Origin of the sequence: Novosphingobium sp. HR1a (genome assembly GCF_015594425.1) — a bacterium.
Taxonomy (GTDB): Bacteria; Pseudomonadota; Alphaproteobacteria; order Sphingomonadales; family Sphingomonadaceae; genus Novosphingobium; species Novosphingobium resinovorum_A.
Genome location: NZ_JABXWS010000042.1, coordinates 40,145 through 55,991, shown reverse-complemented (window position 1 = coordinate 55,991; position 15,847 = coordinate 40,145). Strand labels below are relative to the sequence as shown.

Sequence of the window (15,847 nt, the reverse complement as noted above, 5' to 3'; positions counted from 1 at the left end):
ACTGAACTGCTGATGTGCATTGAGGGCCAGCATGGTTTCCGTCTTGCCAGTGCCCGTGGGCATCACAATCGTGGAGGGGTGGTCGAACGCGTTGAATGAGCCAGTGCCGCGTGCAGAGCGCCCACTTGCGGCCTGCGAAGCCCATGTTGAGCTGGATTATCGTTCGTGGCGGGCTTTCCCTCGCGCAGATGGAATGCATCTTGCCATGAACGTGAAACCGCGGCCAATCGCTCGTTGCGTGCATTCCGATCGAGCGCGGCGATATTGGTCGGCGTGATGTTTATCCAGCGACCCTGGCCCGCTTCCAGCGCATCCACAATTGCCTTGGGCTCGGCCGCCTCGGGCACCAGCAAGACCAGATCTGCCTCCAGCTCGGTGGACGTCTTGTTGCTGATGATCTTGAGCGTTTCCCCGGAAGACAGGGTCGTCTCGTATCCGTTCACACGGCGAACAGCGAAGGGACGCAAGCGACAGGTTTCGAGAGATGCAGGAACCTCCAGTTGGCGCACCGGGCTGCCGAGAACCTTGCCTTCCACAGCCAGCCGCTGGGGGATGAGCAAGCGGACTTCGTCGTCGAAAAGCCCCGCCTGTCCATTCACGGTCTGCTGCTTGCGCGACGCCATCCGTCGTTACCTCATGTTGAATGCCGGTTCCCCCGTGCCGGCCATCAGTGTTTCTGGTCCTTGGGGGGATTGGGGTCGTTGCCCGGCGCTACGGTGTCGGAGTCGCGCCAGCGACCGTCACGACCCTGAATCCGGACTTCTCCTCCGCCAAGATTGGCCACAGTCTGCTTGGCAGCCTGTTCGGCTGCCCGCTGCGTCTTGTGCACACTGCTGGCGCGATCCGCATTCGGGGCCTTTACCGCCCAGCCGTCGGGATGCTTGGTGACGTACCTGTCTGCCATGGAATGCCTTCCTTTCGCGTTGACTGCTGAATGGCAGATGCATATAGGAACTATACTGACTATTATGTCAAGTGGGTATAGTTTATATTCGTATTGAGAGGTGGAAATGCGCTGGGGTGTCGAGCAGCGGCTTGAATTCATCGAATTCCGCCTGTTTTGGGAGGGGGCGATCAATCGCGCCGACCTGACCGAGTTTTTCGGGGTTTCCGTTCCGCAAGCATCAAAGGATCTGACGCTCTATCAGGAGCGGGCGCCTGGAAACATGGAGTATGACAAGCGGGGCAAGCGTTATGTCGCGGCGAAGCGGTTCACGCTTCGGTTCATGGATCCCGATCCCTACGCCTACCTGTCCCAGCTGCGTTCAGTGACCGAAGGCGCGATCCCGCCGGTGGAATCCTGGATCGCGACTCTGCCTGCAGCCGATGTCGCGATGACACCCAAGCGGGACATTAGCATCGAGGTTTTGCGCAGGACGCTGGATGCCGTCCGCGAGCGCACGTCGATCGAGGTCTTTTACCAATCCATGAATTCACGGCGGCCGGACCCAACCTGGCGTCGGATTACCCCCCATGCCTTTGGCTTCGACGGCTTCCGTTGGCATACGCGCGCCTATTGTCACCTTGAGGAGCGCTTCAAGGACTTCCTTCTTCCCCGGATTCTAGAGGTTCGTAACGAAGGTGAGCCTGGTGCTGGCGGTGAGCAGGATTGGCTCTGGAACAACTATTTCGACGTGATAATCGGGCCGCATCCCGACCTGACCGAAAGCCAGAAAAAGGTCGTCGCAAAGGACTATGGGTTTGAGCAAGGTAGCGGCCACTTGTCCGTTCGCTATGCCATGCTGTTTTATGTTCTGAAGCGTCTGGGTTTGCTAGGGGATGCGTCGAAATTGAGCGCCCGCACTCAGCATATCGTGACTATAAATCGCAAAGAGACTGAAGCCGCGCTGGAAAAGGCGGAGTTTCAACTATGACGCTTGGGCGGAGGACTGATTGATGGCGGCCAAGCTTGAGGACATCAAGAACGGTGCATCGGTGCGCGGAATTGCGTCGAACCAAGCTGCGCAGGTTCTGTCCATCGACTGGATCGGCGATCAGGCGATCAATGTCGTTTTCCGTGACCACAATGGAATCGTTGCCGAGGCCGTTCTCTATCGGGACGACGAACATCGCCTGGAGGTCGAGCAAGGTGGGCGGCCTTGGTCGTTCGATGCTGATGGCGCTCTTCTGCGCTTGGTGACCGAGGCCAACCGGATCAAGCTGGCGCACTACTTCGATCCCTATCTCGCTATTCACACGAGTCTGGTCGATCCCCTCCCGCATCAAATTTCCGCAGTCTATGCCGAAATGCTGCCGCGCCAGCCACTGCGGTTTCTCCTCGCCGACGATCCGGGTGCGGGCAAGACCATCATGGCGGGCCTGCTCATGAAGGAGCTGATTGCGCGCAGCGACCTCGAGCGTTGCCTGGTGGTCGCGCCGGGAAGTCTCGTCGAGCAATGGCAGGACGAACTGGGCCAGAAATTCAATCTCGAATTCGACATTCTCAGTCGCGACATGATCGAGACGTCTCGGTCGGGCAATCCCTTCAGCGACCGCGATCGATTGATCGTCCGCCTCGACGTCCTCGCACGCAACGAAGAGCTCCAGGAAAAGCTCATGAGCGCCCAAGAGTGGGACCTCATCATCTGCGATGAAGCCCATCGCATGTCCGCGACCTACTTCGGCGGCGAAGTCAAATACACGCGGCGCTATCAAGTGGGGCAGAAGCTCGGCCAGGTCTGCCGGCACCTGCTGCTCATGTCTGCCACGCCGCACAACGGCAAGGAGGAGGATTTCCAGCTGTTCATGGCGCTGCTCGATGGCGACCGCTTTGAAGGCCGGTTCCGCGATGGCGTCCATTATGCCGATACCGCTGACATGATGCGGCGTCTGACGAAGGAGGAGTTGCTCAAATTCGATGGGCGCCCGCTTTTTCCGGAGCGTCGTGCCCGAACCGTCAAGTACGAATTGTCCGACGGCGAGGCGGCCCTCTATACGGCGGTCACCGAGTATGTCCGGACCGAGATGAACCGTGTGAAGCGGTTCGCCGAAGGTGACGGAAAGAAGCGCAACAATGTCGGGTTCGCTCTACAGATCCTTCAGAGGCGTCTCGCATCCTCGCCAGCCGCGATCTACCAGTCACTCAAACGGCGCAAGGAACGGCTTGAAAATGAGCTGGGCGAGGCCCGCCTCGCTGCAAAAGGGCGCCGTTCGGGCATAGGCGAGCCGACGGTCAACGTCGATATGCTCGGGAACATCGAGGAGTACGGGCAGGAGGAGATCGACGAACTTGAAGACCTGATTTCGACCGGAGCAACCACTGCAGAAACGGTCGAGCAGCTCGCTCTTGAGGTCGAGACTCTCAAGGGACTTGAATCCATGGCGCTGGGTGTTCTGCGCTCTGGCGTCGACACCAAATGGAGCCAACTGAATCGGATCCTCGACGATGAACTGATGGTCGATGCCGCGGGCAATCGGCGCAAGCTCATCATCTTCACCGAGCCCAAGGACACCCTTCACTATCTCCTGGACAAGGTTCGCGCGCGTCTCGGCAATCCCGAGGCGGTCGATGTGATCCATGGAGGCGTTTCGCGGGAGGAGCGCCGCAAGGTGGTCGAGCGCTTCATGCAGGATAAGGACCTGGTGGTCCTGATTGCAAACGATGCTGCGGGCGAAGGTGTGAACCTTCAGCGCGGGCATTTGATGGTTAACTACGATCTGCCCTGGAATCCGAACAAGATCGAACAACGCTTCGGTCGTATCCATCGCATCGGCCAGACCGAAGTCTGTCACCTCTGGAACCTTGTAGCGGCCGACACGCGCGAAGGTGAAGTCTACGCCCGGCTTCTGGAAAAGCTCGAAGCGGCACGCGAAGCCTTGGGCGGCCGGGTCTATGATGTTCTGGGCGAACTGTTCGAGGGAACCGCGCTCAAGGATCTCCTGTTCGAAGCCATCCAGTATGGCGAGCAGGATGACGTCAAAGCCCGTCTTTTCCAGCAAGTCGATGGCGCCGTCGATCAGGCTCATCTCCTCGAATTGTTGCGTCGACGGGCGTTGACCAACGACACGATGCCCGCTGCCGCCGTTGAAGAACTCCGCCTCGAAATGGAGCGCGCCGAGGCGCTGCGGCTTCAACCCCATCACATTCAGAGCTTCTTCGTCGAGGCGTTCGAGCATCTAGGCGGCCGGATCAAGCGGCGAGAGGAGGGGCGTTGGGAGATCACGCACGTTCCGGTTCGCATACGCGAAAGAGACCGCCAGATCGGGACAGGCGCTCCGATCCAGAAGCAGTACGAACGCATCTGTTTCGAGAAGGACAAGATCAACCAGCAGCCCGTTGCGGCCTTCGTCTGCCCCGGACACCCGCTCCTGGAAGCGGTGATCAGCCTCGTCCGCGAACAGTATGAGCAGATCATGCGTCAGGGAGCGATATTGGTGGATGACACCGATGGGGGAGATAGCCTGTCCGCCATCTTCCTGCTGGAGCATACGATCCAGGACGGGCGGCTCACAAGCCTTGGAAAGCCGCATGTGATTTCCCAGCGGCTTCAGTTTGCTGCGATCGACAAATCTGGCAAGACGGTAAACGCAGGGATTGCGCCTCACCTTAATCTTCGGCCAGCGACGAGCGATGAAGTCGGGTCGGTCCGCGATCTTCTCGAGGAAGATTGGCTCACCAGCGAACTCGAGAAGGCCGCGATCCGCTTCGCCACGGTCGAACTCGCGCAGGGACATGTCGCCGAAGTGAAGGCGCGGCGGATTCCCGAGATCGACAAGGTCGAGCAGGAAGTTCGGGCGCGGCTCAAGAAGGAAATCAATTACTGGGACTCCCGGGCGTTCGAACTCAAGGAAGAGGAAAAGGCAGGCAAGAAGACGCGCCTGAACTGGCAGAACGCACAGCGTCGCGCTGAGGACCTCGCCGAACGTCAGAAGCGCCGCATGGACCAGCTCGAAAAGGAACGCTTCATTTCCTCGCAACCGCCCCGCGTGCGCGGGGGAATGGTGGTCATCCCGAGTGGACTGCTGGCGGCGCGCCAAACGTCGACTGATGGGATTCCTGATCAGTTTGCAGTCGATCCGGCTGCACGCCGTCAGATCGAAATGGCAGCAATGGCAGCGGTCATTGCCGCCGAGAAGGGGCTGGGAAACCGGCCTGTCGACCTCTCCGCCAAAAAGCTTGGCTACGATATCGAATCTTACGATCCAGAATCAGGGCACATGCGCTTCATCGAGGTCAAGGGTCGGATCGATGGAGCGAACTCGGTGATGGTTACACGCCAAGAGATCATCACCTCCCTGCATGAACCGGACAAGTTCATCCTGGCAATCGTCGCGGTCGCTGAGGGCGTGGGGAACGAGCCTCGCTATGTTCGTGGTCCTCTCGTCGATCGGGAGCCGTCATTCCTTGAAACCGCAGTTCAGTTCCACCTCGCCCGACTACTGGAGCGGTCGGAGGCGCCCCGATGAGTTCAAGCGCAAAGCCGACCAAAAGCGCGAGCATGCCTCCGCCTTATTTTGAGGGGATCAGGGCGCGCGCTTCTGCCCGCTGGGACCAGTTGGAAGCCGATCCGGAACTCGCTGGACCATGGCACCAGCTTTTCAAACAGGTCCAAAGTCCGCGCCATATTCTGTCGGAACTCCTCCAGAACGCCGATGACGCTGGCGCAAGCGAGGCGCATGTCTCAATCGAAGACGGCCGCTTCGTGTTCGAGCACAATGGGGAGGATTTCATTGAGGCGCATTTCGCATCGATCTGTCGCTTCGGCTACTCGAACAAGCGCGCACTTCACACCATCGGATTCCGTGGGATTGGCTTCAAGAGCACATTCAGCCTGGGTGATCGCGTTGAACTTCTGACACCCACTCTCGCCATCGAGTTTGATCGGAGCCGGTTCACTCAACCTCACTGGATGCCCGGAAAATCGCTCACTTCGGGCACAACCAAGGTCGAGGTGGCGATTTCAAGCGACCTTCGCCGCCAAGAGGTCGAAAAGAACCTGGCCGAATGGCTCAAGAGCCCGGTGTCACTCCTGTTTTTCAGGAATATCCGAAAGCTGCGGATCGGAGATCAATCCGTCCACTGGCAGAGCCTCGGCGCTGGACCGGTCGAACAGAGCGAATGGATGGCGCTCGACGAGAAGGCGGAGGACCCGTTTCTTCTCGTCCGTTCGAATGAAGAGGCCTTTCCGACAGAGGCTTTGGAAGAGATCCGTCAGGAGCGCATGCTGGGCGTGGAGGACAGTGGCGAATTTCCGCCATGCCGCGTTGAGATCGTTCTGGGCGCCAAGGGCAGATTGTACGTTGTCCTTCCCACAGGCGTGGAAACCAAACTGCCATTCGCCTGCAATGCGCCATTCATTCAGGACCCGGCCCGGCTCAAGATCAAGGATCCGGCAATTTCGCCGACCAACCGTTGGCTTCTGGAGCGTGCCGGGCAGCTCGCCGCGCAGGCGATGGAGCGGTGGATCGGGGACTCCTCCGTCGGCCTCCAGGATCGAGCGATCGCATATGGTCTCCTTCCTGACGTGGACCGGAAGGCGAGTGACCTTGAAGGCATGTGTGCGGCTATCACCGAGTTGGCCTTTGATGCTGCGATCAAGGACAAGCCGATCCTTCTCACGGACGAGGGAAAGCTCGTTTCCGGCAAAGCGGCGATCATCATGCCGCCCGCTGTTTTTGAGGTCTGGCCAGCCGAGCAGGCAATGGCTTTGCTGGATGAAACTGGCCGGCCGGCGTTCCTGCGGCATGTCTCGGCGGGCAATCGGACAAAGCTCAAGAACTGGGGTTTCGTCGAGGAGTTTACCAAGGACGATCTGCTGGAGCGTTTGTCCGAGGTTCATTTGCCTAGGCCGGCGACCTGGCGGCACTTGCTCAATCTCTGGGCCTATATCGCGCCCGAGGTAACAGGGTACGATTGCAGCGATCCATCCGCGCTCCGCATCGTGCCTGTTCAAGGTCAGGACGTCCTGTATTCTGCGGCCGAGGTCGTGCGCCTCGGCGAGAAAAAGCTGCTTCAGTCCGATGACGATTGGTCCTTCCTTTCCGAGCACCTGATTGTTTTGAACCAGAATTGGACCCGCTTTTTGGCCGATCAGCGGCGGGAGAAAGCGGGTGCCAAGGACCAGCGAAAGGATCCGGCTCAAGCGGCGCTAGATGTCCTCGAAGAGATCGGCTTGAATGATACGAGCGACGTCAACTCGGTCATCGAACTTGTTGCGGATGCCTATTTTTCATCCGGCCAGCCAAAGATGGCAGACTGTGTACGCCTCGCCCAGATCGCAGCAAAGCTGAACGCAACCCCTGGGGCCGCGTTTCGATATGCGGCTGCCGATCGGAAGCTGCGCGGAACCAACAGCACGATCCTTTTCGACGAGGATGGGACCCTTGATGCCTTGCTTCCCAAGGCCGTGCAGGAAACCCAGCTTCTCCATCAGGACTACTCGGCGAGCTTCACGTCATGCTCGCGGGATGAGTGGTTGCGGTGGGTAGGCTCGGGTCGCTCGGGCCTGCAGACTTTTGCGCCTTTGGCTTCGAAGAGAATCTCAATCTACGGCCGGTCGCGGATAGTCGCGGAAGCAAAGTCACGCGGTCAAAAGGCCGCCCTGTCATATCATTATGTGACCGACAGCTTCGAGATCGAAGACTGGGATTATGGAGCGGACTACTGGCGGCATTGGGAGGCTGAGGCTGCAAGCGATCCGTCATTCTGGACAAAAGTCGCGGCGCGAATATTTGCCCAGCGCGAAACCTATTGGTCCAGGGCATCCGGCGCCCGCATCGTTCAGATCGCCACCACCGGTTCGCGGCGCGCGGTCAGTTGGGACACGCTTGCTGCGGGCTGGATACTAAAGCTTCGCGAAAAGCCCTGCCTACCCGATACGCGCAACACGCCGCACATTCCCGCCGACCTGCTCCGTCGAACATCGGAAACCGAGTCCTTCATTGACGTCGAACCCTTCGTTCAGGGCATTCTGGATCGGGAAGCAACGCGCCCGCTATTGGACCTCTTGGGCGTTCGGAAAACGCCGAGCGGTCCGGAACAATTGCTCAAGCGACTACGGGCGCTTGCCGGTGCGCAACGCGCTCCGGTCCTTGAAGTTGAAAAATGGTATCGGCGCCTCGACGGGATGTTGGATGGCTGCTCGACCGCGGACGCCCAAAGCGTCAGGGATGCCTTCCAATCCGAAAAGCTCATCCTGGCGCACGACGGCTCGTGGGTCACGGCATCTACAGTCTTTCTTCATGCGGACGAGGAGGATGTGCCGGGAGCCGCGATCATTCGGGCTTCGGTCGGCGATCTCAGTCTTTGGCGCCGGGTCGGCGTGGCGGATCGCCCTTCGGCGGATATCGCCCTGGAATGGTTGAACTCGCTCGAATCCGACTCAACGCTCGCGGCAGATGAAGCTCGGCGAGTACGGGCGCTGATCGTCAAATATCCCATCCGGATATGGCAGGAGTGCGGGCACTGGATGAACCTGCTTGGCGAGTGGGCGCCGGTGGGTACGCTTGAATACGCCTTTAGTCTCCAGGGGCTGATCAAGTGGAGCCACCTCCATGACTGGGTCAAGCGCAAGACCGCAGATTGCCAGAGATTGGCAGGGGATGTGATGCAAACACCGCCGTTCGCGGCGCTTCCGGCACTCTCCCACTTCGTCGAAGAGCGGTTCAATCAACCATCATTGCTCGGGGGCCCCCAGGAGCGTCGCGCCTGGTTGACGGCGTTCGGCAGGCAGCTTGGCCGTATCGAACTTGCCGATGCTGGTGAAACCGAGCGTGTGCGGCATGTCGCCATGGCGATCGAACGGACGACCTGGGCTGCCGCGCCCAAGCTCGAGGTGATCCCCTACTTGGACGGCGTTCCAGCCGGCACGGCTAGGCTGACCGACATCCTTTGGCATGACGGCACGCTGTTCGTTACGCCGCTCTCCAAGGCCAAGCTGGCAAAGCGCGTACCGGAGGAGATTGGCAAGTCGCTCAGCTCCGATATCCAGGCCGCGCTCGCCTATGCCTTTGAGCGGTCGCCGGAGGACATCCAGGCCTACCTCGAAGAGAACTTCTCACTTGGGCCGGAGCGAGTTGAGGCGCCCGCTCCCGGCGAGCAAGTCCACGAATATGCGGATCAGCATGGAGCAATTGCCGATGCGGAAGATCCGGCGCAGCCTCCAAACCCTGAGTCCTCCGACGCCGACGATATCGAAACCGATGACGTGTTCACTTACGACGCGGACGACGAACCTGTGACGCCGCCCGAGGATACGGCTCGGCCAGCCGAACCTGAAATCCTGCCTCCTGACATCCCGGTCAAGCCGCGTCCGACGCCTAGACCGGCGCGGCCGAGTGTCATTGCGCGATTTGCATGTGCCAAGGGTTACAAGGCCGATGGAGCCGATCGCTTCTTCCACTCCGACGGTAGCTGGATCGGTCGCGCGAACGGAAGCAGATTTCCTTGGGAATGCCGGTCTTCTTCTGGCGAAGTCCTCTGCCATTATTACCCCAAGGAACACTGCCTTGAGCTTGAGCCTCTACAGATCGAGGCCGACGTCTGGGGGCTGCTCGACCAACGCCCGGCCGACTATTCCTTCATCCTCACGACCCCGGACGGCGAGCCCGTTGAAATGACGGGAACACGCCTGTGCGCGATGCGCGAAGGCGGTGAGATCACCATTCATCCTGCGACTTATAGGCTGGTTTATGACCTCGACACCTAATCTCAAAAAGAAGCTGATCGAGGTTGCGATCCCGCTCGAAGCGATCAACGCCGCCTCCGCACGCGAAAAGTCGATCCGGCATGGGCACCCATCCACGCTGCATTTGTGGTGGGCGCGACGACCACTGGCGGCGTGCCGCGCAGTGCTGTTCGCGCAGCTTGTCGATGACCCGTCGAGCGATCTCGAAAACTTCCCCACGCCAGAAGCGCAGGAGGTCGAGCGCAAGCGCTTGTTCGGCATCATCGAGGAATTGGTGAAGTGGGAGAACTCCACCAACGAGGAAGTGCTGGAGCGCGCACGCACTGAAATCCGCAAGAGCTGCGAGGGCGAGTTACCGCCGGTCTATGATCCGTTCTCGGGCGGCGGGTCGATCCCCTTGGAGGCGCAGCGCCTTGGTCTGCCTGCATATGGGTCTGACTTGAACCCGGTCGCGGTGATGATCGGCAAGGCGATGATCGAGATTCCACCCAAGTTCAAAGACCGGAAGCCGATCCACCCAGGCGCGAAGGATAGTCAGTTCTATCGCAACGCTGAGGGTCTTGCCGAGGATGTCAAATACTATGGCGAGTGGATGCGCGAGAAGGCGTGGGAGCGTATTGGACATCTTTACCCGCAGGTGGATCTGCCTAGGCAACTAGGTGGCGGGAAAGCGACCGTCGTTGCCTGGATTTGGGCGAGGACCGTTCCGAGCCCCGACCCTGCCTTTGCGGGAGTACCGGTGCCGATTGCATCGAGTTTCCTGCTCACACCTATGAAAGGGAAAGAGGCTTGGATCGAGCCCGTAGTCGACAAAGCTGCGAAGACCATAGCCTACAAAGTCAGGCACGGTGGAACGGTTGACGAATTAGCTAAAGCTAAGGAAGGCACGAAATCTGGACGTGGTGCGAATTTCATATGCGTCCTGTCTGGGACGGCAATTACCCCTGAATACGTGAAAGAAACTGGACGTGCAGGTAGGATGGGGCAAGCTCTGATCGCTATAGTGGCTGAGGGGAAAGGCGGGAGATATTTCGTCGATGCTTCGGCTGACCATGAGGCGATAGCATTTTCCACAAAGCCAAGCTGGAAGCCAGAAACTGCATTGCCTGCCGATCCGCGGAATTTTTGGACGATCGACTACGGGCTGACTACATTTGGAAGTCTTTTTACAGACCGGCAATTGGTGGCTCTCAATGCCTTTTCGGATTTGGTTGAAGAAGCCCGACTGAAGGCAGAAGAGGACGCCATTGCATCGGGCTTGTCGGCTGATGGTGTTGAACTGCGAAACGGCGGAACGGCCGCAAAGGCTTACTCTGAGGCCATCAGCCTCTATCTGTCGTTTCTCATTTCCAAATTGGCCGACAAAGGGTCGACTATTTGCACTTGGGATGCTGGACCTGCATCCAACAAATCGGCATCAGGACGATCAGCCCGAGTGGCAACGGTCCGTGTGACATTCGGACGACAGTCGCTACCGATGACCTGGGATTTCGCGGAGGTAAATTTCTTTAGTTCGTCGGTGGGCGCGCTTGAGACGGTTTTGAAGACGCTCGCAACTCCTATTCAATATTTTCCGCCCCAAGCTCCACCTGGGTCAATCGTGCAGCACGATGCACAGACGGTCGATCTTCCAGATGGCGCCGTGATTTCGAGCGACCCACCATATTATGACAACATCGGATATTCGGATTTATCGGACTTCTTTTTTTGTTGGCTGCGGCCATCACTGAGAAAGATTTTTCCAGATATTTTTGGTCTCTTGGCTACTCCGAAGACAGAGGAGCTTGTTGCAACTCCCTACCGCCATGAAGGTAAGGGGTCGGCCGAAGTGTTTTTCTTAGAAGGAATGCGTTCTGCTATCCGCAATATGGCTTTGAAGTCATCTGATAAATTTCCGGCGACGATTTACTATGCTTTCAAGCAAAGTGAAGTATCGCAAGAGGGTATTAGTTCGACCGGCTGGGCGACCTTTCTTCAGGCAGTGATCGAAGCCGGTTATTCTGTTGTAGGCACTTGGCCGGTTAGAACGGAGATGGCGAGCCGGATGATTGCTTCTGGCACGAACGCTCTTGCCAATTCGGTCGTCTTGGTGTGCCGGAAGAAGGCGAACACGGCAGAGGTCGTTACCCGCGCCGAGTTTATCCGCGCGTTGAAACGTGAACTGCCACCGGCGATTTCCGAGCTGCAGGCTGCCAACATCGCGCCGGCGGATATGCCACAATCAGCTATCGGACCCGGCATGGGCGTGTTCTCGCGTTACAAGGCTGTCCTGGAGTCGGACGACAATCCGATGAGCGTGAAAACTGCGCTTCAGCTTATAAACAAGGAACTCGACGAATATCTGGGCGGCATTCAAGGCGAGTTTGATGCTGAAACTCGGTTTGCCATCACCTGGTTCGAGCAGAATGGGTTGAAGACCGGCGAATATGGCACGGCCAACAGCATAGCAACGGCGCGCGGCATCTCGGTCGAAAGCGTCAAGCACGCCGGGATCGTCGAAAGCGCCGCCGGCAAGGTGCGCATCCTCGCGCGTGACGAACTCGATGAGGATTGGGACCCGGAAGACGACCATCACCTGACTGTATGGGAGTGTCTCCAGCATCTGGTCAGGCAACATGAGAAGGACGGCATTTCTCATTACACTGTCGTTCTGCTCAAAAAGATCAACACCCATGCCGACGCCGTGAAAGATCTCGCCTATTGCCTCTACGACATCAGCGCCAACAAGCGGAAGGATGCGAAGGAGGCTACGTCTTACAACGCCTTGATCGCGGATTGGGCTGAACTGTCGCGACAGGCGGCAGCTATCCACGACACCAGTGGCAATCGCCAGATGAATATGGACATTTGAGGGGAATTTCGACGTGGCGAAAAGCACGCGGCAGTATGTTTTCGAAGGCATGGAATTGCTCCCCTCGGCGCTTATACCGTTCGTCGAGAAGCGTCTGGAAAGCTCCATCAAGGGCCATTGGCAGCTAGAGGTAGTCCAGCGCATTCAGGGGTTGCGGCCAAATTCCGCCGGCGAAGTCGGTTGGGACCAGCAGGGTCTGCTCAAGACCATGATGGCCTTCTGGAAGGATGCCTTTGCTACTGTCCTAGGCCATCCCGAACGATCCTACGTCTCTGAGCTGCTCGACGTGCGCAACAAGCTCTCGCACAATGAGACCTTCACTTACGATGACGCCGAGCGCGCCCTTGATTCCATGCGTCGCTTGATGGAAGCGATCAGTGCGGGCGAAGTGGCAGATCAGCTCGGCAAAATGCGCGATACTATCCTGCGGACAAAGTTTTCCGAGCTTCAACGCAACGAGGAACGCCGCAAGACACAGCGACTGGAAATTTCGGTCGAAACGGTAGCTGGTTTGCTCCCGTGGCGCGAGGTGGTGGAGCCGCATCAGGACGTCGCCACTGGTGAATTTCAGCAAGCCGAATTTGCCGCAGACCTGGCCAAGGTTCATTCGGGGAGCGCGCCTCCCGAGTACCGGGATCCACGGCAGTTTTTCAGCCGAACCTATCTCACCGAGGGCTTGAGCACACTGCTGGTCGGCGCCGCTAAGCGCCTGACCGGTTCGGGTGGCGATCCCGTCGTCGAACTGCAAACCAATTTTGGTGGTGGCAAGACGCACTCGATGCTGGCGCTGTACCATATGGCGGGATCTACGCCTGTCCAGGATCTCTCAGGACTAGATCAACTGCTGGATCAGCACGGACTCACTGTCCCCAAGGGCGTCAACCGAGCGGTGCTGGTCGGTACTTCGCGCGGGCCGCAGGACGTGCTCAACGCAGATGGCGGCCGTAAGATCCGGACGACATGGGGCGAGTTAGCATGGCAGCTGGGCGGGGCCGAAGCCTTTGACCTGATCGCCGAGAACGATGCCAATGGGATCGCACCCGGGTCAAACCTGCTTGAAGCGATATTCAAGAAGTACGCGCCGTGCCTCATTCTGATCGACGAATGGGTCGCCTACCTGCGGCAGATATACAAAGTGGAGGGGCTTCCCTCGGGCTCGTTCGACGCAAACTTGTCTTTTGTACAGTCATTGACCGAGGCTGTGAAAGCCAGTCCCGGCACGCTTTTGGTTGCATCCCTTCCCGCATCTCAGATCGAGGTGGGCGGCGAAGGCGGTCAAGAGGCGCTGGCGCGGCTGAAGCAGACGTTCAGCCGTGTGGAGTCTTCTTGGCGCCCCGCCAGCCAGGAGGAGAGCTACGAGATCGTCCGCCGGCGGCTCTTCAAGGAGATACCGGGCGACCGGTTCCACCACCGCGACAACACCCTCAAGCAATTCGCCAAGCTGTACCGCGAGAATGCCAATGACTTCCCCCAGGGATGCGCCGACGAGGACTATCGGCGTAAGCTGGAAAAGGCCTACCCGATCCACCCCGAACTGTTCGACCAACTTTACACTTGCTGGGGCTCGCTCGAGAAGTTTCAGCGCACCCGCGGCGTGCTTCGCTTGATGGCGCAGGCCATTCACGAACTGTGGATGAGCGGCGACCCCTCTGTCATGATTATGCCTGGCAGCGTTGCGGTCAGTTCGCCGCGCGTGGAGCCTGAGCTTCTCCATTATCTGGATGTCAGCTGGCAATCGATCATTGCCGGTGACGTCGATGGCACTGCGTCTACGCCGTATAAGGTCGATCAATCAGCTCCCAACCTCAACCGCTACTCGGCGACGCGCCGCGTGGCGCGCGCGATTTTTATGGGAACTGCGCCGACGCATCAGCAACAGAACACCGGTCTCGACGACAAGCAGATCAATCTCGGCGTTGTCCAACCTGGCGAGCGGCCGGCCATTTTTGGGGACGCGCTCCGGCGACTGACAAATCAGGCCAAATTCATGCATTCGGACCTTGGCCGGTACTGGTACTCGATGGCGGCGAGCCTCAATCGTATCGCCACGGACAAGGCCGCGCAGATTGAGGCGGCTTTGGTCGACGTCACGATCGATGCGGAACTGGGCAAGTACGTAAATGGGCTTGCTGATCGCGGCCATTTCGACGCTGTCCAGGTCGCTCCTGCGAGCTCAGCTGAAGTACCAGATGAAGCCGGCGGCGTCCGCGCGGTCGTGCTGGGTGTTGCGCACCCCCATCATGGGCGCGATGGTTCGGAAGCCTTGGTCGAGGCCAAGGACATCTTGATGCAGCGTGGCAGCATCCCGCGCGTCTACCGCAATATGCTGGTGTTCATCGCGGCTGACTCAAGACAGTTGGATAACCTCAAGGACGCTGTCCGGTCGGCGCTGGCTTGGTCCGAGATCGTTCGAGACATCGAGCGCCTGAACCTCACTCAGAGTGACAGTGCGCTCGCCAAGGCCAAACTGACAGAAGCCAATGAGACGGTGAAAACCCGCCTGAAAGAGGCGTGGTGCTACTTGCATTATCCTGCTCAAGAGAGCGCTCAAGCAGACGTCGAGTGGGTGTCGGGGAAAATACCGGCTCAAGACGGTCTTCTGGCCAGGGCCAGCAAGAAGCTCGTCGCCGAGGAGGGGTTGCTCACCGAGCTTGGGCCCACGCGTCTCGATCGAGATCTCCAGAAGTACATCTGGAATGGCAAGCCTCACCTCTCGCTGCGAGACCTCCGCGAGTATCTCAGTCGCTACGTCTATCTGCCACGCCTCAAGAACCCGGAGGTTCTGATCAAGACGGTGTACGCGGCAGTCAGCGGCATGCTTCCAGGGCCATTCGCCTATGCTGAGCGGTGGGACGATAGCTCAGGGACATATCTGGGACTTGCCATCGAACGCGCTTCGAACGCTGTCGTCGTAATCGACAGCGACAGCCTCATCGTCAAACCGGATGTTGCCGAGGGCCATAGGCCAAAGCCAGCAACCCCCGATCCCATTGGTGAGCCCGGCTCGGGCGAGCCTGAAAAACCCGGCGAAGAACCTCCGGTCGGCGGCCCAACTCCGACACCGCAGCCCGAACGCAAGCCAACGCGTTTCAGTGGTTCCGTGCTCATCTCTCCCGACCGACCCGCGCGTGATATACATCAGGTTGTCGAAGCCATCGTCGAACAGCTGACCACGCTTCCCGGATGCTCGGTAAAGTTGCGGCTTGAGATCGATGCCGATGTTCCCTCCGGCTTGGATCGAGCCAAGGTTAGAACGCTGATCGAAAATGCCACCACACTCGGCTTCCTCGACAAGTCGGTCGAATAGGCTTTCGGAGGTTTTGAGGAGAGATGTCGCTTGCAGCCGGGGGGCAGAATTTCCTGTCCCCCG

At 58.9% G+C, this 15,847-nt stretch carries 7 protein-coding genes; 5 read left to right on the top strand and 2 right to left on the bottom strand.

Features of this window, described 5'->3' with window-relative positions:
- Positions 1-62 precede the first annotated feature (62 nt).
- Positions 63-623, bottom strand: a complete 561-nt coding sequence (locus HWN72_RS10015; protein WP_211150207.1) for a hypothetical protein — start codon at positions 621-623, stop codon at positions 63-65.
- Positions 624-667: 44 nt separating this feature from the next.
- Entirely contained in the window at positions 668-904 is a 237-nt protein-coding gene (locus tag HWN72_RS10010; RefSeq protein ID WP_211150206.1) for a DUF2188 domain-containing protein, read from the bottom strand.
- A gap of 106 nt (positions 905-1,010) precedes the next feature.
- Here HWN72_RS10010 and HWN72_RS10005 point away from each other — a divergent pair, with 106 nt between their 5' ends.
- From HWN72_RS10005 to HWN72_RS09985, 5 genes are read left to right on the top strand one after another with little or no spacing between them, the layout of a single operon-like run.
- Entirely contained in the window at positions 1,011-1,874 is an 864-nt protein-coding gene (locus tag HWN72_RS10005; RefSeq protein ID WP_211150205.1) for a WYL domain-containing protein, read from the top strand.
- A 22-nt stretch (positions 1,875-1,896) separates the two neighbouring features.
- A complete protein-coding gene (locus HWN72_RS10000; protein WP_211150204.1) occupies positions 1,897-5,406 on the top strand; it encodes a helicase-related protein in 3,510 nt (1,169 codons plus the stop codon).
- Positions 5,403-9,647, top strand: coding sequence for a sacsin N-terminal ATP-binding-like domain-containing protein (locus HWN72_RS09995; protein WP_211150203.1), 4,245 nt, complete (start codon positions 5,403-5,405; stop codon positions 9,645-9,647). Before HWN72_RS10000 ends, HWN72_RS09995 begins: the two co-directional genes overlap by 4 nt.
- On the top strand, positions 9,631-12,477 hold the full coding sequence (locus HWN72_RS09990; RefSeq protein ID WP_211150202.1) for a DUF1156 domain-containing protein: 2,847 nt from the start codon (positions 9,631-9,633) through the stop codon (positions 12,475-12,477). The genes HWN72_RS09995 and HWN72_RS09990 overlap by 17 nt, the downstream gene beginning before the upstream one ends.
- A 13-nt stretch (positions 12,478-12,490) precedes the next feature.
- The gene (locus HWN72_RS09985) at positions 12,491-15,784 is read left to right on the top strand and encodes a DUF499 domain-containing protein (protein WP_211150201.1); all 3,294 of its coding nucleotides are present in this window, start codon (positions 12,491-12,493) and stop codon (positions 15,782-15,784) included.
- The last annotated feature ends 63 nt before the right edge of the window (positions 15,785-15,847 follow it).

Coding starts and splice junctions, on each gene's coding strand:
- HWN72_RS10015 (WP_211150207.1), bottom strand. CDS start 623: ATGGCGTCGCGCAAGCAGCAGACCGTGAATGGACAGGCGGGGCTTTTC.
- HWN72_RS10010 (WP_211150206.1), bottom strand. CDS start 904: ATGGCAGACAGGTACGTCACCAAGCATCCCGACGGCTGGGCGGTAAAG.
- HWN72_RS10005 (WP_211150205.1), top strand. CDS start 1,011: ATGCGCTGGGGTGTCGAGCAGCGGCTTGAATTCATCGAATTCCGCCTG.
- HWN72_RS10000 (WP_211150204.1), top strand. CDS start 1,897: ATGGCGGCCAAGCTTGAGGACATCAAGAACGGTGCATCGGTGCGCGGA.
- HWN72_RS09995 (WP_211150203.1), top strand. CDS start 5,403: ATGAGTTCAAGCGCAAAGCCGACCAAAAGCGCGAGCATGCCTCCGCCT.
- HWN72_RS09990 (WP_211150202.1), top strand. CDS start 9,631: ATGACCTCGACACCTAATCTCAAAAAGAAGCTGATCGAGGTTGCGATC.